Origin of the sequence: Ferribacterium limneticum, assembly GCF_020510565.1 — a bacterium.
GTDB classification, from domain to species: domain Bacteria; phylum Pseudomonadota; class Gammaproteobacteria; order Burkholderiales; family Rhodocyclaceae; genus Azonexus; species Azonexus limneticus_B.
On record NZ_CP075189.1, the window covers coordinates 3,952,544 to 3,970,696 of the forward strand.

17 protein-coding genes are annotated in these 18,153 nt (G+C 61.2%); 4 read left to right on the top strand and 13 right to left on the bottom strand.

Annotated elements, in window-relative coordinates; genetic code table 11:
* Position 1: 1 nt before the first annotated feature.
* Positions 2 to 481: a ferredoxin-type protein NapF gene (gene napF, locus KI610_RS18965; protein WP_226496494.1), complete on the top strand. Its 480-nt coding sequence runs from the start codon at positions 2 to 4 to the stop codon at positions 479 to 481.
* Here the strand turns inward: napF and KI610_RS18970 are convergent.
* Entirely contained in the window at positions 468 to 740 is a 273-nt protein-coding gene (locus KI610_RS18970; protein WP_226496495.1) for a hypothetical protein, read from the bottom strand. The genes napF and KI610_RS18970 overlap by 14 nt on opposite strands.
* A gap of 29 nt (positions 741 to 769) precedes the next feature.
* Between KI610_RS18970 and KI610_RS18975 the strand changes: the two genes are divergently transcribed.
* A complete protein-coding gene (locus KI610_RS18975) occupies positions 770 to 2,305 on the top strand; it encodes a hypothetical protein (RefSeq protein ID WP_226496496.1) in 1,536 nt (511 codons plus the stop codon).
* 66 nt (positions 2,306 to 2,371) lie between these two features.
* Here the strand turns inward: KI610_RS18975 and KI610_RS18980 are convergent, their stop codons facing one another.
* The 4 genes from KI610_RS18980 to scpA are packed head-to-tail and all read right to left on the bottom strand — an operon-like array spanning position 2,372 to position 9,146.
* Positions 2,372 to 4,384, bottom strand: a complete 2,013-nt coding sequence (locus tag KI610_RS18980; RefSeq protein WP_226496497.1) for an acetyl-CoA carboxylase biotin carboxylase subunit — start codon at positions 4,382 to 4,384, stop codon at positions 2,372 to 2,374.
* Between the two features lie 21 nt (positions 4,385 to 4,405).
* On the bottom strand, positions 4,406 to 5,941 hold the full coding sequence (locus KI610_RS18985) for an acyl-CoA carboxylase subunit beta (protein ID WP_226496498.1): 1,536 nt from the start codon (positions 5,939 to 5,941) through the stop codon (positions 4,406 to 4,408).
* A 36-nt stretch (positions 5,942 to 5,977) separates the two neighbouring features.
* Positions 5,978 to 6,988 (bottom strand): methylmalonyl Co-A mutase-associated GTPase MeaB, encoded by a 1,011-nt coding sequence (gene meaB, locus KI610_RS18990; protein WP_226496499.1) that lies wholly within the window; start codon positions 6,986 to 6,988, stop codon positions 5,978 to 5,980.
* A 7-nt stretch (positions 6,989 to 6,995) separates the two neighbouring features.
* Positions 6,996 to 9,146, bottom strand: a complete 2,151-nt coding sequence (scpA, locus tag KI610_RS18995; RefSeq protein WP_226496500.1) for a methylmalonyl-CoA mutase — start codon at positions 9,144 to 9,146, stop codon at positions 6,996 to 6,998.
* A 166-nt stretch (positions 9,147 to 9,312) separates the two neighbouring features.
* Here scpA and KI610_RS19000 point away from each other — a divergent pair, with 166 nt between their 5' ends.
* Complete coding sequence (locus tag KI610_RS19000; protein ID WP_226496501.1) at positions 9,313 to 9,972, top strand: GntR family transcriptional regulator; 660 nt, start codon at positions 9,313 to 9,315, stop codon at positions 9,970 to 9,972.
* A 25-nt stretch (positions 9,973 to 9,997) separates the two neighbouring features.
* Here KI610_RS19000 and KI610_RS20095 read toward each other — a convergent pair whose 3' ends face one another.
* The 4 genes from KI610_RS20095 to KI610_RS19020 form a co-directional block, all read right to left on the bottom strand.
* A complete protein-coding gene (locus KI610_RS20095) occupies positions 9,998 to 11,281 on the bottom strand; it encodes a methyl-accepting chemotaxis protein (RefSeq protein WP_319004194.1) in 1,284 nt (427 codons plus the stop codon).
* Positions 11,256 to 11,774, bottom strand: a complete 519-nt coding sequence (locus tag KI610_RS19010) for a PAS domain-containing protein (RefSeq protein ID WP_226496502.1) — start codon at positions 11,772 to 11,774, stop codon at positions 11,256 to 11,258. The genes KI610_RS20095 and KI610_RS19010 overlap by 26 nt, the downstream gene beginning before the upstream one ends.
* A 143-nt stretch (positions 11,775 to 11,917) precedes the next feature.
* Complete coding sequence (locus KI610_RS19015) at positions 11,918 to 13,591, bottom strand: cation acetate symporter (RefSeq protein ID WP_226496503.1); 1,674 nt, start codon at positions 13,589 to 13,591, stop codon at positions 11,918 to 11,920.
* Positions 13,591 to 13,911, bottom strand: a complete 321-nt coding sequence (locus KI610_RS19020) for a DUF485 domain-containing protein (RefSeq protein ID WP_226496504.1) — start codon at positions 13,909 to 13,911, stop codon at positions 13,591 to 13,593. The genes KI610_RS19015 and KI610_RS19020 overlap by 1 nt, the downstream gene beginning before the upstream one ends.
* Before the next feature lie 131 nt (positions 13,912 to 14,042).
* Between KI610_RS19020 and KI610_RS19025 the strand changes: the two genes are divergently transcribed.
* On the top strand, positions 14,043 to 14,819 hold the full coding sequence (locus tag KI610_RS19025; RefSeq protein WP_226496505.1) for an enoyl-CoA hydratase/isomerase family protein: 777 nt from the start codon (positions 14,043 to 14,045) through the stop codon (positions 14,817 to 14,819).
* Positions 14,820 to 14,828: 9 nt separating this feature from the next.
* Here the strand turns inward: KI610_RS19025 and KI610_RS19030 are convergent, their stop codons facing one another.
* From KI610_RS19030 to mdcG, 4 genes are read right to left on the bottom strand one after another with little or no spacing between them, the layout of a single operon-like run.
* Positions 14,829 to 15,638: a sulfite exporter TauE/SafE family protein gene (locus tag KI610_RS19030; protein ID WP_404827437.1), complete on the bottom strand. Its 810-nt coding sequence runs from the start codon at positions 15,636 to 15,638 to the stop codon at positions 14,829 to 14,831.
* A gap of 42 nt (positions 15,639 to 15,680) precedes the next feature.
* On the bottom strand, positions 15,681 to 16,595 hold the full coding sequence (mdcH, locus tag KI610_RS19035; RefSeq protein ID WP_226496506.1) for a malonate decarboxylase subunit epsilon: 915 nt from the start codon (positions 16,593 to 16,595) through the stop codon (positions 15,681 to 15,683).
* Between the two features lies 1 nt (position 16,596).
* A complete protein-coding gene (mdcB, locus tag KI610_RS19040) occupies positions 16,597 to 17,490 on the bottom strand; it encodes a triphosphoribosyl-dephospho-CoA synthase MdcB (protein ID WP_226496507.1) in 894 nt (297 codons plus the stop codon).
* Positions 17,483 to 18,151, bottom strand: a complete 669-nt coding sequence (gene mdcG, locus KI610_RS19045; protein WP_226496508.1) for a malonate decarboxylase holo-[acyl-carrier-protein] synthase — start codon at positions 18,149 to 18,151, stop codon at positions 17,483 to 17,485. The genes mdcB and mdcG overlap by 8 nt, the downstream gene beginning before the upstream one ends.
* Positions 18,152 to 18,153: the final 2 nt, after the last annotated feature.

Genomic DNA, 18,153 nt, shown 5'->3' on the forward strand with positions numbered 1-18,153 from the left:
CATGGTCAACCTGTCCCGGCGCGGTTTCTTCCGCGGTCGACCGCGCCCCCGGGCCGAAATGCGCCCGCCCTGGGCGCGTCCGGAAGGCGAATTCATCGACCGCTGCACGCGCTGCAATGATTGTCTGAAAGCCTGTCCGACAAAAATTCTGGTGGCTGGCGACGGCGGCTATCCAACCGTCGATTTCAGCATTGGCGAATGCACCTTTTGCGGCGACTGCGTCACCAGTTGCCAGCCCAAGGCCCTGCTGCGCCAGGATGCCGAACAGGCCGCCTGGCCTTACAAAGCGGCCATCGGCGAAGACTGCCTGCCCCGCCAGGGCGTCGAATGCCGCGTCTGCGGCGACTTCTGCGATGCCCGCGCCATCCGTTTCGCGCCGCGCCTGGGCGGCAGCCCGCTGCCCGAGATCGACCCGGAAAAATGCACCGGCTGCGGCGCCTGCGTCGCGCCTTGCCCGGTGACGGCGATCAGCGTTCGCTAGCCTCTTCCAATGAAGGCGGAACCAGTGGTGGCGGCGAAAATCCAAGGGCTATCATCTCGGCCTCCAGCTTGATGCGAAGGATCAGCAGCCCATGCAAGGACTCCCGCGCCTTGTCGTCGACCCAGTTCTCGTGGTGATTGCGCAAGCAGGCATCAATTTCGTGGCGATTGGCCAGGTTGACGCGACAGACAGCAGCGTACCGGTGAATCTCGCTATCAAGATCCCGCAATTCGCGATCATAATGTTCAAATCCGCTCATCGTTCAAGCTTACTCCGGAAGGAGCGACCATGCATTGGTTAACATTGCCCGAACCGCGCAAGAATATTGCTCAGGCCTTTCACGACCTGGCATCGGCAAAAACCTGGTTGGCCAGCCAGCCACAAGCCCAGCCCATGCACATGCTGGCCGCCATCAGTCTGCAGGTCGAGGCCATCGAGGCGTCGACCCTGCCGCCAACACTGGCCGTCGAATTGCTCAACCTCTTGCGCACCGCCTCCGTGCCCGGCCAGGAAGCCATCGAGCCGCGCTATGTGCGCAAGGCACTGCCCATGCTCGACGACGACCAGCGCGCTTTCGACGTCGCCCAACGCCTCTGGCTGCGCCTGGGAACGGCTTACCTGCGCCTGGCGCCGCACTTCGCCCCGGCCGACAAAAGCGAACTGCTGCACCGGTCGGCCTGTGCCATCCGGATGGCTGAATACTGTCATTTCCTGGCGGCCAGGGAATGTCCAACCCTACTCGATCAACTGCTGTTCGCCATCCTCGACCAAGCCGAAAGAGATGGCCTGATGCGCCATTCCCTGCCCGACCCGGACTTCCCCCATCTGGTCGACACCACCATCGCCGGCCATCTGGCCTGGGCTTTCATGCTGCGCCTGATCGACCCGTATCGCCTGTCTTCCGCCCAGCTCGCCGTTGCCAACCGGGCGCTCAGTCGCTGGCGCGAGCTGGCCGGCTTCCAGACCATGCCGGACGACGACCCCAAGGGCCACTCGGTCGATCTCGCGCCGTTGTTTGGCGACAGCTTGCCGGAAGGCATTCCGCGCTGGCTCGACGTCCCCAGGGTGACCCGCAAGATCGCCCAGCGAATTGCCGCGCTCAAGGCGGGCGAATCACCCGAGGCCCTGAAACTTGGCCGCGAACTGTCACCGGCGGCGTGCATCCGCCTGCTGCGCGACATCGAGGCCAGCCTTGAATCGCATGGCCAGCATCGGAGCACGGAAATCGGCGAAATCGAACTCGCCTTCGGCGCTGAATATGCCTATGCCGCCTTTACCGGCGAAATGATCGTGCAGAGCGGGGCGCTCGATGCCACCAGTGCATCGCTGGCCCATCAGCGCACGGCCATGTTCGGCTTCGACCGCGTGTCGACCATGCCAACCGCCGTCAAGAAACTCAATGTCCCCGGTGAAAACTGGCTGCTCGTGGACGGCAAGGCCATCCGCCCGGCTGACCGCAAGGGCGCCCGCCGCCAGTCGCCCTGCCTGATCGCCTCGGCCTCGCTCGGCAGCCCACGACTCGGGGTCATGGTCGGCCTGCAAAGCATTCCCGGCGGCGCGCTGGCCGCCGATCTCCAGTGGTACGAAGAGCGCATCGAGGCCGGCCGCCTGGCTCGTCCGGCCGCACCGGGCCAGACCAACGTCGTGGTGCCCGTCTTCCTGCTCCACGACGGGGACGACTGTTCGCTGATCGTCCCCAGTGTGGCCGGTATCCGCCTCGATACCGGCGTGACGCTGGAAGGCACCTCGGTCAGCCACCTGATGCCGACCGAAGTGCTCGAACGCGGCGTCGATTTCGTCCGTTACGCAATCAACAAACAATAAAAAAGGCCCGCCGGTTGGCGGGCCTTGAATGCTACGGTCAACCGGAAAAACCGGCCGAAAATCAAATCACTCGAATTCGATGATGACCTGATCCACCGTCAGGCTTTCGCCGGCGGCCGCTGAAATCTTCTTCACCTTGCAGTCCTGATCGGCCTTGAGGATGTTTTCCATCTTCATGGCTTCGATGACGGCCAGCTTCTCCCCTGCCTTCACTTCCTGACCGACCGTCACCGCGACTTCACGGAGCAGGCCAGGCATCGGCGAGATCAGGAACTTGGACAGATCAGGCGCCTGCTTCTCGGGCATCAGCGCCAGCAATTCGGCTGCGCGGGCGCTCATCACCATGAAGTCGGCGCGGGTGCCCCAGTGGAACAGGCTGTACTTGGTCTTGTGCCGCTCGACCTGCAGCGTGAAAGCCTGACCATTGCAGGTACCGACGAACAGCGACTCGCCGAGTTTCCAGGAAGAGCGCAGCTCGTAGTGCTGACCGCCGTACTCGATATCATAGCCGCCATCGACCAGACGGGCGGTGACCGGATGATGCTGATTGCCAGCGGCGTCGAGGCGAACGACCATCCAGTTGTCGCTGACCAGACGCTCGTGGCCCTGTAGCTGGCCGGAGATGGAAGCGGAGCGATCGGTAAAGGCACGGTAGACATAAGCAGCCACCGAAACCAGCAAGGCCGGATCATCGTGCGGAACCATCGAGGCATCGAAGCCCGTCGGGTAGTGCTTGGGGATGAAACCGGTGTCAAAAATGCCGGAATGGAAAACCGGATGCTGCATCAGCGCGGCCTGGAACGGGATGTTCGAGGAAATGCCACGGATCACGAAACCATTCAGTGCATCACGCATGCGGGTGATGGCGGTGTTGCGGTCCTTGCCGTGCACGATGAGCTTGGCGATCATCGAGTCGTAGAACATCGAAATCTCGCCACCATCGTAAACACCGGTATCGACACGGGTGGTGCCGTTGGCATCGCTGGTTTCCTTGGGCGGCTGGAACTTCACGAGACGGCCGGTCGACGGCAGGAAGCCGCGGAACGGGTCTTCGGCGTTGATCCGGCACTCCATGGCCCAACCGTCGATCTTCACGTCGGCCTGGCTCAACGGCAGCTTTTCGCCGTAGGCGACGCGGATCATCTGCTCGACCAGGTCGAGGCCGGTGATCAGCTCGGTAACCGGATGCTCCACCTGCAGGCGGGTATTCATTTCCAGGAAGTAGAATTCCTTGGTCGCACCGGACACCACGAACTCGACCGTACCGGCCGACTCGTAATTCACAGCACGGGCCAGGGCCACGGCCTGCTCACCCATCGCCTTGCGCATCTCGGCATCAACGAAGGGGCTCGGCGCCTCTTCGATGACCTTCTGGTGACGACGCTGGATCGAGCAATCGCGCTCGTTCAGGTAAACATAATTGCCGTGCGAGTCGCCGAGCAACTGGATTTCGATGTGGCGCGGCTCGAGAACGTACTTTTCGATGAAGACGCGGTCGTCACCGAAGGAGTTGCGCGCTTCATTGACGCAGGAGGAGAAACCTTCGTGCGCTTCGGCATCGTTGTAAGCCACGCGCAGACCCTTGCCGCCGCCGCCGGCGGAAGCCTTGATCATGACCGGATAGCCGATGCCCTGAGCGATCTTGACGGCTTCGTCAGGACCCGCGATGGCGTCGTTGTAACCCGGAATGGTGTTGACGTTGGCAGCGATGGCCAGCTTCTTGGACTCGATCTTGTCGCCCATCTTGGCGATGGAGTAATGCTTCGGACCAATGAACTTGATGCCTTCTTCTTCCAGACGACGGGAGAACTCAGCATTTTCAGACAGGAAGCCGTAGCCCGGATGGACGGCCTGAGCGCCAGTCTGCTTGCAGGCGGCGATGATCTTGTCGGCAACCAGATAGGACTCTTTCGAGGCAGCCGGTCCAATACAGACGGCTTCGTCGGCGAGGTCGACGAACAAGGCATCCTTGTCAGCTTCGGAATAGACGGCGACGGTCTTGATGCCCATCTTGCGGGCCGTCTTGATGACGCGGCAGGCAATTTCGCCGCGGTTTGCGATCAGAATCTTAGTGAACATATTCCTTTTTCTCCCTGACGCTTACAGAGGAATGTTGCCGTGCTTGCGCCACGGGTTGTCGAGTTTCTTGTCGCGCAGCATGGCCAGCGAGCGAGCGATACGCTTGCGGGTGGCATGCGGCATGATGACGTCGTCGATGAAGCCACGGGCGCCCGCCACGAACGGGTTGGCGAACTTGGCCTTGTATTCGGCTTCGCGCTCGGCCAGCTTGGCCGGATCGTTCTTTTCCTCGCGGAAAATGATTTCCACGGCGCCCTTCGGCCCCATGACCGCGATTTCTGCCGATGGCCAGGCGATATTGACGTCGCCACGCAGGTGCTTGGACGACATCACGTCGTAGGCGCCGCCGTAGGCTTTGCGGGTGATCACGGTAACCTTCGGCACGGTGCATTCGGCGTAAGCGTAGAGCAGCTTGGCGCCATGCTTGATGATGCCGCCGTATTCCTGCGTGGTGCCCGGCATGAAGCCCGGGACATCGACGAAGGTGACGACCGGAATATTGAAGGCATCGCAGAAGCGAACGAAACGAGCCGCCTTGATCGACGACTTGATATCGAGACAGCCGGCCAGCACGAGCGGCTGGTTGGCGACGATACCGACCGGATGACCATCGATGCGGCCAAAGCCGATGATGATGTTCTTGGCGTAATCGGCCTGCAGCTCGAAGAAGTCATTGTCGTCGACCACTTTGACGAGCAGTTCCTTCATGTCGTACGCCTTGTTGGCGTTGTCCGGCACCAGCGTGTCGAGCGAGTAATCCATGCGGTCGACCGGATCGTTGGTCGGCGTGACCGGCGGCTTTTCGCGGTTGTTGGCCGGCAGGAAATTCATGAAGCGGCGCAGCATGGAGAGGGCTTCGACGTCGTTCTCGAAGGCCAGATCGGCGACACCGGATTTGCTCGTGTGGGTCACGGCACCGCCCAGTTCTTCGGCGGTCACGTCTTCGTGGGTGACGGTCTTGACGACTTCCGGACCGGTCACGAACATGTAGGACGAGTCCTTGACCATGAAGATGAAGTCGGTCATCGACGGCGAATACACCGCACCACCGGCACAGGGGCCCATGATCATCGAGATCTGCGGCACGACGCCGGAGGCCATCACGTTGCGCTGGAAGACGTCGGCGTAGCCGCCCAGGGAAGCAACGCCTTCCTGAATCCGCGCGCCGCCCGAGTCGTTGAGGCCGATCACCGGGGCGCCGACCTTCATGGCGTGGTCCATGACCTTGCAGATCTTTTCGGCGTGGGTTTCCGACAGCGAGCCACCGAAGACGGTGAAGTCCTGGGAGAAGACGAAGACGAGACGGCCGTTAATGGTGCCGTAACCGACCACGACACCGTCACCCGGCGTCTTTTCGGCTTCGTTCATGCCGAAATCGACGCAACGGTGTTCCTTGAACAGATCCCATTCCTCGAAGGAGTCCGGGTCGAGCAGCAACTCGATGCGTTCGCGGGCGGTCAGCTTGCCCTTCTTGTGCTGGCTGTCGATGCGCTTCTGGCCACCGCCGAGGTAGGCCAGTTCACGCTTTTTTTCCAGCTGGCGGATGATGTCGTGCATAGAAAACTCCCTAAATGGATCGGGTAATTCGGAACTTCAGTGTTTCAGATAGCCGAGCAGGGCGTACGCGGCGGCAGCCGGCGTCGTGTGGCCTTCCTCGACGGATCGGGTAAAGGCGGGCAGGTTTTCCTGCACGCGCGGGTGATGGCGGAAATACTGGCGCAGGCCGGAGTCGATCAGTTGCCACATCCAGCTCAGGGCCTGATGCTGGCGCTTGGCGTCGAATTCGCCAGTCGGTTTCAAGGCAGCTTGGTACTTCTCGACCTGCTCCCAAAAATCGGCGATGCCTTCCTTGTGCAAGGCGGACAGCGTGATGACCGGCGGCGCCCAGTTGGGCGAGGCCGGACGCAGCATGTGCAGGGCGTTGCGCCACTGGGCGCGGACCACGGCAGTAGCCTGGCGGTCGATATCCGCCTTGTTGATGATCACCATGTCAGCGATCTCGACAATGCCCTTCTTGATCGCCTGCAAGTCGTCGCCGGCATTCGGCAACTGCAGCAGGCAGAACATGTCGACCATGCCGGCCACCGTCGTTTCCGACTGGCCGACACCGACGGTCTCGATGATGATCACGTCGTAACCCGAGGCTTCGCAGAGCAACATCGCCTCACGCGACTTTTCAGCCACGCCGCCAAGCGAACCTGACGACGGACTCGGGCGGATGAAGGCTTCCTCGCGCTGGCTGAGCAATTCCATGCGCGTCTTGTCGCCAAGGATGGAGCCGCCGGAAACCGAAGACGACGGGTCTACCGCCAGTACAGCCAGTTTTTTACCCTGTTCGATAAGCCAGACACCGAGTGCTTCGATGAACGTCGACTTGCCCGCCCCCGGCACGCCGGAAATACCGATGCGAATCGCCTTGCCGGTACTCGGCAGGAGCGCATTGAGCACCTGCTGGGCGCGCTGCTGATGGTCGGGACGCGTCGATTCGATCAGCGTGATGGCCTTGGCCAGCGCACGGCGCTGACCGGCCAGCACGCCGTCGACCAGCGACTGGTCGGCAGCAGACAGAATATTGGCACGCACGGGAGCTTCGCCCAGATTCATCCGTGAATTAGCCGCGTGCCTTGCGGATTTCTTCGATCACCTTGATAGCCGAATCCTCGATCCGCGTTCCCGGCCCGAAGATGGCTTTGGCACCTGCGTTGTAGAGGTAATCGTAGTCCTGAGCCGGAATGACGCCGCCAGCGAAGACGATGATGTCGTCACCGCCCTGGTCCTTGAGCGCCTTGACCAGTTGCGGCAGCAGGGTCTTGTGACCGGCGGCCAGCGACGACACACCAACGGCATGCACGTCGTTTTCGATGGCCTGGCGAGCAGCCTCTTCCGGGGTCTGGAAGAGCGGCCCCATGTCGATGTCGAAGCCGAGGTCGGCGTAAGCAGTGGCGACAACCTTGGCACCACGGTCATGGCCATCCTGGCCGAGCTTGGCGATCATGATGCGCGGGCGACGGCCCTCTTCTTCGGCGAACTTGGCGACATCGGCCTTGATCTTTTCCCAGCTTTCCTGACCTTCCACAACGCCTCCGTACACACCTGAAATGGTCTGGTTGTTGGCGCGGAAACGACCGAAGATCTTTTCCAACGCATCGGACACTTCACCGACCGTGGCACGCAGACGCATGGCCTTGACTGTCAGGTCGAGCAAGTTGCCTTCGCCGGATTCGGCGGCTTTGGTCAATGCCTCCAAAGCGGCGTTGACCGCAGCACTATCGCGCGTCGCGCGAATCTGCTTGAGGCGGGCAATCTGCGAGTCACGCACGGCGTGGTTGTCGATATCGAGGATGTCGATGGCGTCTTCCTTGGCCAGTTTGTACTTGTTGACGCCGACGATGACGTCCTTGCCGGAATCGATGCGCGCCTGCTTGTCGGCGGCGCAGGTTTCGACCTGCATCTTGGCCCAGCCCGATTCGACGGCCTTGGTCATGCCGCCCATCGCCTCGATTTCCTGGATGATGCCCCAGGCCTTGTCAGCCATGTCCTGGGTCAGCTTTTCCATCATGTAGGAGCCAGCCCACGGATCAACGACATTGGTGATGTGGGTTTCTTCCTGGATGATCAGCTGCGTGTTGCGGGCGATGCGCGACGAGAACTCGGTCGGCAGAGCGATGGCTTCGTCGAGCGCATTGGTGTGCAGCGACTGGGTGCCGCCAAAGACGGCTGCCATCGCTTCGATGGTGGTGCGCACGACGTTGTTGTACGGATCCTGCTCGGTCAGCGACCAGCCGGACGTCTGGCTGTGCGTACGCAGCATCTTCGACTTGGCGCTCTTGGCGTTGAAACCGGTCATGATGCGGTCCCACAGCAGGCGGCCGGCGCGCATCTTGGCGATTTCCAGGTAGAAGTTCATGCCCACCGCCCAGAAGAAGGACAGGCGGCCGGCGAAGGTGTCGACGTCCATACCCGAAGCGACGCCAGTGCGCACGTACTCCATGCCGTCGGCCAGCGTGAAGGCCAGTTCGATGGCCTGGTTGGCACCTGCTTCCTGGATGTGATAACCGGAAATCGAGATCGAGTTGAACTTCGGCATGTGCTGTGCCGTGTAGCCGAAAATGTCGGCAATGATTTTCATCGACGGCTTGGGCGGATAGATATAGGTATTCCGCACCATGAATTCTTTGAGGATGTCGTTCTGGATGGTGCCAGACAGCTTGTCCTGCGGCACACCCTGTTCTTCGGCCGCAACGATGTAGCCGGCGAGAATCGGCAGCACGGCGCCGTTCATCGTCATCGAAACGGAAATCTTGTCGAGCGGAATGCTGTCGAAGAGGATCTTCATGTCTTCGACGGAATCGATCGCCACGCCAGCCTTGCCGACGTCACCTGTGACGCGGGCGTTATCGGAGTCGTAACCGCGGTGTGTTGCCAGGTCGAAAGCGACGGAAACGCCCTGACCACCGGCAGCTAGCGCCTTGCGGTAGAAGGCATTGGAAGCTTCGGCGGTGGAGAAGCCGGCGTACTGACGAATCGTCCACGGCTTGACCGCATACATCGTCGGCTGCGGGCCACGCAGATAGGGCGCAAAGCCGGGCAGGGTGTCAGCGAATTCAAGACCTGCGACATCAGCCTTCGTATACAGCGCCTTGACGGCCAAGCCTTCCGGGGTGTTCCAGACCAGATTCCCGATATCGCCACCCGGTGACTGTTTTGCTGCTGCCTTTTCCCAGGCATCCAGGTTATTGGAATCAAAGAACTTTTCAGACATGACATACCCCTCGCTGATTCGATTTTTTCGGGCTTATGATGCAGAATTCAAAATTCTACGCTTTTGGGCCCAGCTTGACATACCAAGCCCTACATAATACTTTATCCATAATTATGGAAGCAAGTCGGCAATGTCCCGATCGGCTCAATCACATCACACCAAAACCATGACACGTATCGCACCTACCGCGCTCTATCAGGAAGTGGCCGAACGACTGCGTCAACGCATCTTCGCACACGAACTGACCCCGGGTACCTGGATCGACGAGCAGAAGCTCGCCGAGGAATACGGCATTTCCCGTACGCCCTTGCGCGAGGCGCTCAAGGTTCTGGCGTCGGAAGGGCTGGTCGATCTCAGGCCTCGCCGTGGTTGCTACGTCACCGAAATTTCCCGGCAGGATACGGACGACATTTTCCCGCTGATGGCCTTGCTGGAAGGGCGCTGCGCCGCCGAAGCGGTCAAGCGGGCGAAACCTGCGGACATCTCGGCGCTGAAGGCCATTCACGAAAAACTGGAGTCGGCGGCTCGTGACGGCCGTATTGACGCCTTCTTCGAGTCGAACCAGGAATTCCACAAAAAAATTCAGGAATTGTCGGGTAATCGCTGGTTGTTGTCGGTCATTCAGGATCTGCGCAAAGTATTGAAGCTCTCTCGCCTACATTCGCTGTCGCTCGAAGGCCGCCTTCAACAGTCGCTGGACGAGCACCGCCTGATCATGGCTGCGCTACAGGCTGGGGATGCCGTCAAGGCTGAAAAACTGATGCACGACCACCTGCTCTCCGGCCGCGAGGCATTGGCCAAGATTCGCGACGGCGCTTCCAGCTAGGGCGCTCCTTGCAACACGATGCAGACTAGCGCATCTGCCCCTCAATATTGGCGAACAATCGATCGTAGATGTCGATCAGCGCATCGCGGTCGGCAGCCCCCTTCATCCACTGACGCCCCTTGACCGCGGCTATCGCCTCCCTCTCGATGTCGTGGACGCTATCGATATCGATCTCCTCTCCGTGCAGGATGGCAGTGACATCGGCACGAGCTTTCTGGGCCATCGCGACCAGTCGCATTGAATCACCCATCGATGCAGCCCCGCTGCCGATAGTTACCGACAAATCCCTGACCTTGACCGCCGACGAGGCTGAAAACGTCAGTTTCTGGCCGAATTCATCAGCGGTTGCCCGCGCTTCTGAAACCGAATGATTCAGCGAGGCAATCCGGGTAGTGACCCCTTCCATCGAACCGGAAACTGCGGAAATGGCCGCCGCTATTTCCTCCGCTGCCCGCTGGGACTGGTCCGCCAATTTGCGCACTTCATCAGCGACAACTGCAAAGCCCCGCCCTGCCTCACCGGCACGCGCAGCCTCAATGGCTGCGTTGAGAGCCAGCAGATTGGTCTGCTTGGCGATGGCATCGATCTGCCCGGTCAATTGGCGGATAGCAGCGGCTTTGACGTTCAAGTCAGCCAGGGCAAGGACGCTGTTCTCGGCAGAGGCCTGAGCGCCGCCCAGTGCCCCCGACATGCGGTTGGACGCATCGGCCATGTCGCTGGCTGAACTGGCAAAGTCAGCGGCCAGCGTCTGTGTATTTTCCGAATGGCCACCCACTTCAGTGAGCGCTGCTCCAACATGGTCAATTGCCAAAGAAAGTCCACGTTCCGAGCGCAAAAATATCTCCGACAACAGTGCTTCCCGGGCAATAGACTCCTGTGCCGCGCCCCATCGATCAAGTAGCGCCTGCATTTCCTCGAGCACATTCCTGAAAGAACCGTGCAGGCCGGTCGTTTGCAGGCGGCGCCAATATCGGCTTTCAGAAGAGGCACTCAGCGCACCCAGTATTTCCCGGAAGGTGGTTTCTGTCTGATCGAGCACCGAATTCAGATTGACCCGAATGGCCTCCAGCCTCGGTGTCTCTAGCGCGTGGGGCAGACGTCCGACCAACTGCCCCTGCCCAACCTGATCCAGCAAGCGATCCAGTTCAACCAGTGGCGCCTGCCCGGCGGTATCCGGCCATACCAAGACGATGAGCGCAGGAATCAGCAGCAGTGCGGGCACCCAGGGCGCGATGAATGCCGCTCCAGCACCACCCGTAATGAGCAACGCCAGTAACAGGCGCCTAAAGGGAAAAGACGAGTTCTTCATAACTCATTCCTGTCTGATTCAACAAATCAAGCAATACCTTGGTCCCGGCAGCAATGGCATCACGCGCGCCGGCACCCTGCTCAGCCTGAAGCATCAGGCGATAGACCGGCTCGACCTTACTGACGGCATCGCGTTTCGGACAACGCCGAACCGAGGTATAACCGACGATATTGCGCTGCGCATCGAAATCCGGGGTGATGTGGGTAAATACCCAGTAGAAACTGCCATCCTTGGCCATGTTTTTCACATAGCCAAAAAACTCCTTGCCTGACTGAATGGTGTCCCAAGCCAGCTGAAACGCAGCCCGTGGCATATCTGGATGGCGAACGATGTTGTGCTGCGATCCCAGGAGTTCTTCTTCGGAATACCCGGAGAACTCGATGAATATGGGGTTGCCGTAAGTAATGATGCCCTTGGGATTGGTCTTGGAGACAATGAAATCACTCTCTCGCATCATTCGCTCAATGGCGCTTGGTTGGATTTGTCGTTTCATCCCGCCTTCCCCCGATGGAAGATATTTTGACTGCTGACACGATCAATAAACTTACTACATTAAAAGCCCAAATCACCAAAAACAAAATCAATAAAAAACCCTGACGACTTTCGCCGTCAGGGTTTGACTTGTACTAGCGGTGCTTAGTGATTGCTGGCAGAAGCAGCGCCGTAACCAGTCTGGGCACGGACATACTGGTCTTCGAAGGCCTCGATTTCCTGACCGGCACGCACGCTCGAATCGGTCTTCGAGAAAATGTACGCCAGCAGGAAGGCAATCGGCATCGCGAACAAGGCTGGCTGGGTGTAGGGGAAAAGCGGAGCCGCGTTGTGCAGCACATCGACCCATACCGACTTCGAGAAGAGCACGAAGAGCACTGCAGAAACCAGGCCGCCGTAGCCGCCAAACAGTGCGCCGCGCGTGGTCAGACCCTTCCAGTACATGGAGAGGATGAGCACCGGGAAGTTGGCCGCAGCTGCCACCCCGAAGGCCAGGCCGACCATGAAGGCGATGTTCTGCTTTTCGAACAGGATGCCGAGGATGATGGCAACGAAACCGAGGCAGATGGTGGCGATCTTCGAGACGCGGATTTCCGAAGCTTCCGTAGCCGTACCCTTCTTGATCACGCGAGCGTAGAGGTCATGCGAAATGGCCGATGCACCAGCCAGCGCCAAGCCTGACACCACGGCGAGAATCGTTGCGAAGGCAACTGCCGCCAGGAAGCCGAGCAGCATGTCGCCACCGACCGCCTTGGAGAGGTGCATGGCAACCATGTTGCCGCCACCGACCATCTTGCCGCCTATCGTGCCGCCTTCGAAAAACTCCGGATTCTGGCCAACGATGATGATGCCGCACAGGCCCATGATGAAGATCACGTTGAAGAAGTAGGCCACGAAGCCGGACGCGTAGAGCACCGACTTACGGGCTTCCTTGGCATCGGTCACGGTGAAGAATCGCATCAGGATGTGCGGCAAGCCAGCCGTGCCGAACATCAGGCCGAGACCCAGGGAGATGGCGGTGACCGGATCAGCCAGCAGGCTGCCTGGATACATCAGCTTGGGACCGAGCTTGTGCACGGCCGTCGCCTTCTCAAGCAGCGTCTGGAACGAGAATCCGAACTGGCTGAAAGCCAGGAACATGACAAGTGTTCCCCCGGCCAACAACATGCAGGCCTTGATGATCTGCACCCAGGTCGTGGCGACCATGCCACCGAAGGTGACGTACACCATCATCAGGATGCCGACGGCGAAGATGGCAACGTTGTATTCCAGACCGAAGAGCAGCTTGATGAGCTGACCGGCACCGACCATCTGGGCGATCAGGTAGAAGCAGACCACGGTCAGCGAGGAAATCGCGGCCATGGTGCGCACCTTGCCCTGGTCGAGGCGATAGGCGGTGATGTCGGAGAAGGTGAACTTGCCCAGATTGCGCAGGCGTTCGGCCATCAGGAACAGGATGATCGGCCAGCCGGCGAAGAAGGCCAGCATGTAGATGTAGCCGTCGTAGCCCTGGCCGTAGACCATGGCGGTCAGACCAAGCAACGTGGCGGCCGACATGTAGTCGCCGGCAATCGCCAAGCCGTTCTGGAAGCCGGTGATGCCGCCGCCGGCCGTGTAGAAGTCGGCAGTCGACTTGGTCCGGCTGGAAGCCCAGTAGGTAATGCCCATGGTCATGCAGACAAAGAGGCAGAACATGATGATGGCGTGCCAGTTGGTCGCCTGCTTTTCGGTGACGCCTTCCAGCGGGCCACCGGCAAATGCCATGGCGGCAACGGCGAAGAGACCGAGCGCTGTGCCGAGTTGAGTCAAACGTCGCATTATTTGTTCTCCTTCCAGGCTTCCTTGACGATTTCCTGCGTCAGGGCGTCAAATTCGGAATTGGCACGTTTGACGTAAACTGCCGTCAGCGACCAGAAGAAAATGAACATGAATAGCTCAACGGCCACACCCACCGTCAACATGGAGCCTTCGGAAACCGGTTGGCCGAGAGCCGCCGGGTTGAAGGCAACGACCATCACGAAGCCGTAAAACATGGTTAATACGACAAAAGCCAACGTCCAGGCAAAACGTCCCCGTCTTGAAACGAGCTCCTGAAACTTCGGATTGGCCCGCATCCGCTCATACATCGCGCTGCTCATGGCTTGATCTCCTAACTTTTAATTAATAATTACCAACGAAAAAGCCGCAATATTCTATCTTATATAAGACCCATTGCCTTTGATCTGCATCGACTAATCCCATTATTTTTTATGGTCATTCGAGATAACCCATGAGCACCATTGAGTTTTTCTGCGACAACGAAGTCGCCACCCTGACCCTCAACAACCCCGGCAAGCTCAACGCCATCAACCTCGGGATGTGGAACCAGCTGGCCCAAAAGATGGCTGAAATCAGCGTTGACCGTAGCATTCGCTGCGTCGTGCTGCGTGGCGCCGGGAGCGATGCCTTCGCCGCCGGTGGCGATCTTGAGGAGTTCGTCACGGATCGGGCGACGCTGGAACAGGCTCTGCATTACCACGGACAGGTCGCGCTCGCCCTGCAAGCCATCGACAATTGTCCGCATCCGACCGTGGCGCTGATTCAGGGCGCCTGCATTGGTGGCGGGCTGGAAATTGCCGGCGTCTGCGACTTCCGTATCTGCGGTGAAAGCGCGCGTTTTGGTGCGCCGATCAATCGTCTGGGCTTTTCGATGTACCCCGGCGAAATGGAAGGTCTGCTGCGCCTGGCCGGGCCGGCCGTGATGAAGGAAATCCTGCTTGAAGGCCGCATCCTGACTTCCGCCGAGGCCTACGCCAAAGGGCTGGTGACGCGCGTCGTCGCCGATGACGAAACCGAAAACGAAGCCTACGCCACGGCCAAACGAATTTGCGCCGGGGCGCCGCTGGTCGCCGGCTGGCACAAGCAGTGGATAAGCCGCCTGCTGGACGGAACGCCGCTCAGCGACGAGGAGAAAGCCGCCTCATTCGCCTTCCTCGACACCGAGGATTACCGGGAAGGACTGGCTGCCTTTCTGGAAAAGCGCAAACCGTCTTTCAAGGCGCGCTGAACTCGGCAATCAGCTGCCGTAGAGGCTCCACAGCATTTTGCTCGACAGCACCAGGAGCAGCCCCGCGAAAATCCGCTTGAGCACGACCACCGGCAGACGATGGGCGAGGCGGGCGCCGAGCGGGGCGGCCAGCACGCTGGCGAGCAGGATGACGGCCAGCGCCGGTAAATAGATGAATCCCAGGCTGCCTGCCGGCAAGCCGGGGTGTCCCCAGCCGTTCCAGACATAGCCAATGCTGCCGCCGATAGCGATCGGCAAGCCGACCGCCGCCGAGGTGCCGATGGCCTGGTGCGGCCGGACGTTACACCAGATCAGATAAGGCACAGTGAGCGCCCCGCCGCCCATCGCGGCCAGACTGGCCACCGTGCCGATTACACTGCCGGCAAGGCCCAGGCCCCCGCGCCCCGGCAGGTTGCGGCTTGGCTTCGGACGCAGGTTGGCCATCATTTGCACGGCGACGAAAATCATGAATCCGACGAAGAAAATCGACAGCCCCCGCGACGAAATACCGGCCGCCAGCATCGCCCCGAACAGCGTGCCGACCAGAACGCCCGGCGTCAGGTCGCGCATCACCGGCCACAATACGGCGCGGTGCGCGTGATGGGCGCGCAAGCTGGAAATTGACGTGAACAGGATAGTCGCCATCGAGGTACCGAGCGCCAGATGCATGACTTCGTTGGCCGGAAAACCCTGCCCGGCAAAGATGACGGTCAGCAAGGGGACGACCACGACGCCACCGCCCACGCCGAGCAGCCCGGCAAAAAAACCGGCTACGGCGCCGGTCAGCAGATACGCCGGAATGACATCGAAAGGGATCACGAGGATGGAGGCAGCGACAATATTGGCAAGCGCCGAACTTTATCAGTGACCGGCCTCGAGCCAGCGAACGATGCCGTCGAGACTGCGAAAATCATCGCAGGCGCGCACCGGAATCTCCGGGGCCAGTTCGCCAAACAGCCGGGCAAGCGCATTGCCGGGACCGATTTCGAGCACGGCGTCGGGCTGCATTTCGCGCACCGCCTGCAGGCAGGCCGCCCAATCGAGCGGCGTGCAGATCTGGCGGGCCAGCGCGGCTAGCGCCGGACGGGCGGTGCGTGCTGCCGTCGCATCGATGGCGCTGAACACGGGAAAAGCCAGGCGGCGATCAGGTAGCAAATCCAGTCGTTGTTTGAAGTCGACCGCGGCCTTGGCCAGCAATGGTGTGTGCGATGGCGTGTGCACGGCCAGATGGACCAGCCGGCTCGCCCCGGCGGCTGCGAACTTGTCGGCGACGGCCACGATGCCGGCGCGTGGCCCGGCGACCACCAGATGGCGCGGCGCATTGCGGATCGCCACGGCCAGCCCGGCCTCGCTGGCCAGTTTTTCCACCAACGCCTCATCCAGCCCGAGAACAGCGAGCATGCCGTGCTCGCCGGCCGCGGCGCCATCCATCGCTGCTGCCCTTTCGGCACACAGGGCGACGCCCTCGGCGGCCGTGAAGGCGCCGGCCGCACTGCACGCCGCCATTTCGCCCAGCGAATAGCCGGCGGCGCAGATCGGCCGCGGCAGACGGCTTTGCAGGCTGCCCCAGAGGAGCATCTGCTGGGCGAAGATCAGCGGTTGGGCGATTTTGTTTTTTGCCAGTTTTTCCGGGTTGACCGTAGCATTCGGCTCCGCGATGTCGGGCAGAACCTGCGCCAGCGCCTCACGCAATTCGCCAGCGACGCCGGCCTGCGCCTGCTGCCAGTGCGCAACGGTTTGGCCGCCCTGGCCGCTGAAAAGGAGGGCCAGGCGCATTTCAGTCCCGGCCGTCGAGTTCGGCGAGAAAAAGTGTTACGCCGAGCAGGTCGGCGCTGCCGCCGGGGCTCAGATCGCGCGCCACGAAATCGCGGTCGATGGCCGCCGCGTGCTCGCGCCAATCGTCGGCGAGTACGCCACCGGCCGCGAGAAATTCACTTGCGGCACACCGCCCGCTGGCCAGCCCGGCCGGACCGCCGCGCCACAGCAGGTTGGTGTCGTCGAGTTCGGCGATCAGCGCAAACAAGGCCTGCACCGCCGCCAGTTCGCCGTCCCCGGTGGCGACCAGAATGCTTCGATAGGCCGGCAGGCCAATCTCCAGCGCCGCAGGAAAACCGCTCGCCGCCTCCTGACGCGCTCCGCCGCTGCCATAGCGGCGGGCGACTTCCAATCCGTGGCTCAGTTGCGAAGCGGCAGGCAAGACGGCCAGACCATCGAGAATGTCGGCCGCCCAGTTCATTTGGACGGCCGCGCAAACTATCGCGGCACTCGGTATTTCGCCATCCGCAATCAGGCGGCCGGCCGCCGCACAAAGCAGGCCAAGATTGAAAATCGCCCCGCGATGGGTGTTGACGCCGCCGGTTGCCGCCAGCATGGCGGCTTCGGCCGCGATGCCGAGCACTCGCAAGGGCGCAAAGCCCGGCCGTTGCAGGCCGCAAGCAGCAATGGCGGGAAAATAGCTGCGCAAGGCCTGCAAACTGCGCAGGAAAGTACTGAAATCCATGTCGCGGTGGCTGCCCTGGCTCACCGGGCTGACCAGCCCGGGCTTGGGCGCCAGGGCAGCCTCACGGTACAGGCTGCGGATGGCCAGGCGACCGATGCGCTCGGTTGCGGCGCGCTCGACCGGGATGGCCGGCTGGGCAGGGCGATTGACTGGAACGATGCGTTCAAGCATGGCAGCAAGCCTCGTTCAGGCTGGCGAGCAAGGTGTGCACCGTCCGCAAGCCAACCTCGTGCAGGCCTTTGACGAGGACCAGGGCAGCCGGATTTTCCCGCTGCGTAGCAAATTCCTGCCAGGCAACTGCGTCACCATCCGGAAAACGCAACTCGCCATCTAGCCGGCAGCGTAGTTCGCCAGCCGCCAGTTGCAGCGCCGCCAGCATGGCGTCCAATTGCGCCAGCGTCGCGACATCGCAGATGAGGTCAATGTCGGACTCGGCATGGCGGTAGTCCTCGCCGCTCAACGCCTCCCAGGCCAGCGAGCCGAAAACGCCGAGGCCGGCAGAACAGGCAGCAGCCCGCTCGGCCAGTCGGCGCAGCACGTCGGCCTCGGCCGCCGGCAGTCGGGAACAACAGCGAGCGATGGCCAGCGGCGCGTCGATTCCGGCTACGGCCCGGCGGTCGACGTTAATGGTCAGCCGCTTTCGTTGCTGGTTCAGCGGCAGGCTCAGGCCGAGCAGCAGCGGCCCATCGCCGGCCGGCTGGCGGGCGGCGACCAGAGGACGGCCAGCGGCGATCCAGTCCCGCGCCGCCAGCCAAAATGAATCGCCTGTTTCAGCACAGGGTGTTGCGAATACGGCATCCCGATCCAGATAAACGAGGTCGTGGCGACGCATCG

Coding starts and splice junctions, on each gene's coding strand:
- napF (WP_226496494.1), top strand. CDS start 2: ATGGTCAACCTGTCCCGGCGCGGTTTCTTCCGCGGTCGACCGCGCCCC.
- KI610_RS18970 (WP_226496495.1), bottom strand. CDS start 740: ATGAGCGGATTTGAACATTATGATCGCGAATTGCGGGATCTTGATAGC.
- KI610_RS18975 (WP_226496496.1), top strand. CDS start 770: ATGCATTGGTTAACATTGCCCGAACCGCGCAAGAATATTGCTCAGGCC.
- KI610_RS18980 (WP_226496497.1), bottom strand. CDS start 4,384: ATGTTCACTAAGATTCTGATCGCAAACCGCGGCGAAATTGCCTGCCGC.
- KI610_RS18985 (WP_226496498.1), bottom strand. CDS start 5,941: ATGCACGACATCATCCGCCAGCTGGAAAAAAAGCGTGAACTGGCCTAC.
- meaB (WP_226496499.1), bottom strand. CDS start 6,988: ATGAATCTGGGCGAAGCTCCCGTGCGTGCCAATATTCTGTCTGCTGCC.
- scpA (WP_226496500.1), bottom strand. CDS start 9,146: ATGTCTGAAAAGTTCTTTGATTCCAATAACCTGGATGCCTGGGAAAAG.
- KI610_RS19000 (WP_226496501.1), top strand. CDS start 9,313: ATGACACGTATCGCACCTACCGCGCTCTATCAGGAAGTGGCCGAACGA.
- KI610_RS20095 (WP_319004194.1), bottom strand. CDS start 11,281: ATGAAGAACTCGTCTTTTCCCTTTAGGCGCCTGTTACTGGCGTTGCTC.
- KI610_RS19010 (WP_226496502.1), bottom strand. CDS start 11,774: ATGAAACGACAAATCCAACCAAGCGCCATTGAGCGAATGATGCGAGAG.
- KI610_RS19015 (WP_226496503.1), bottom strand. CDS start 13,591: ATGCGACGTTTGACTCAACTCGGCACAGCGCTCGGTCTCTTCGCCGTT.
- KI610_RS19020 (WP_226496504.1), bottom strand. CDS start 13,911: ATGAGCAGCGCGATGTATGAGCGGATGCGGGCCAATCCGAAGTTTCAG.
- KI610_RS19025 (WP_226496505.1), top strand. CDS start 14,043: ATGAGCACCATTGAGTTTTTCTGCGACAACGAAGTCGCCACCCTGACC.
- mdcH (WP_226496506.1), bottom strand. CDS start 16,595: ATGCGCCTGGCCCTCCTTTTCAGCGGCCAGGGCGGCCAAACCGTTGCG.
- mdcB (WP_226496507.1), bottom strand. CDS start 17,490: ATGCTTGAACGCATCGTTCCAGTCAATCGCCCTGCCCAGCCGGCCATC.
- mdcG (WP_226496508.1), bottom strand. CDS start 18,151: ATGCGTCGCCACGACCTCGTTTATCTGGATCGGGATGCCGTATTCGCA.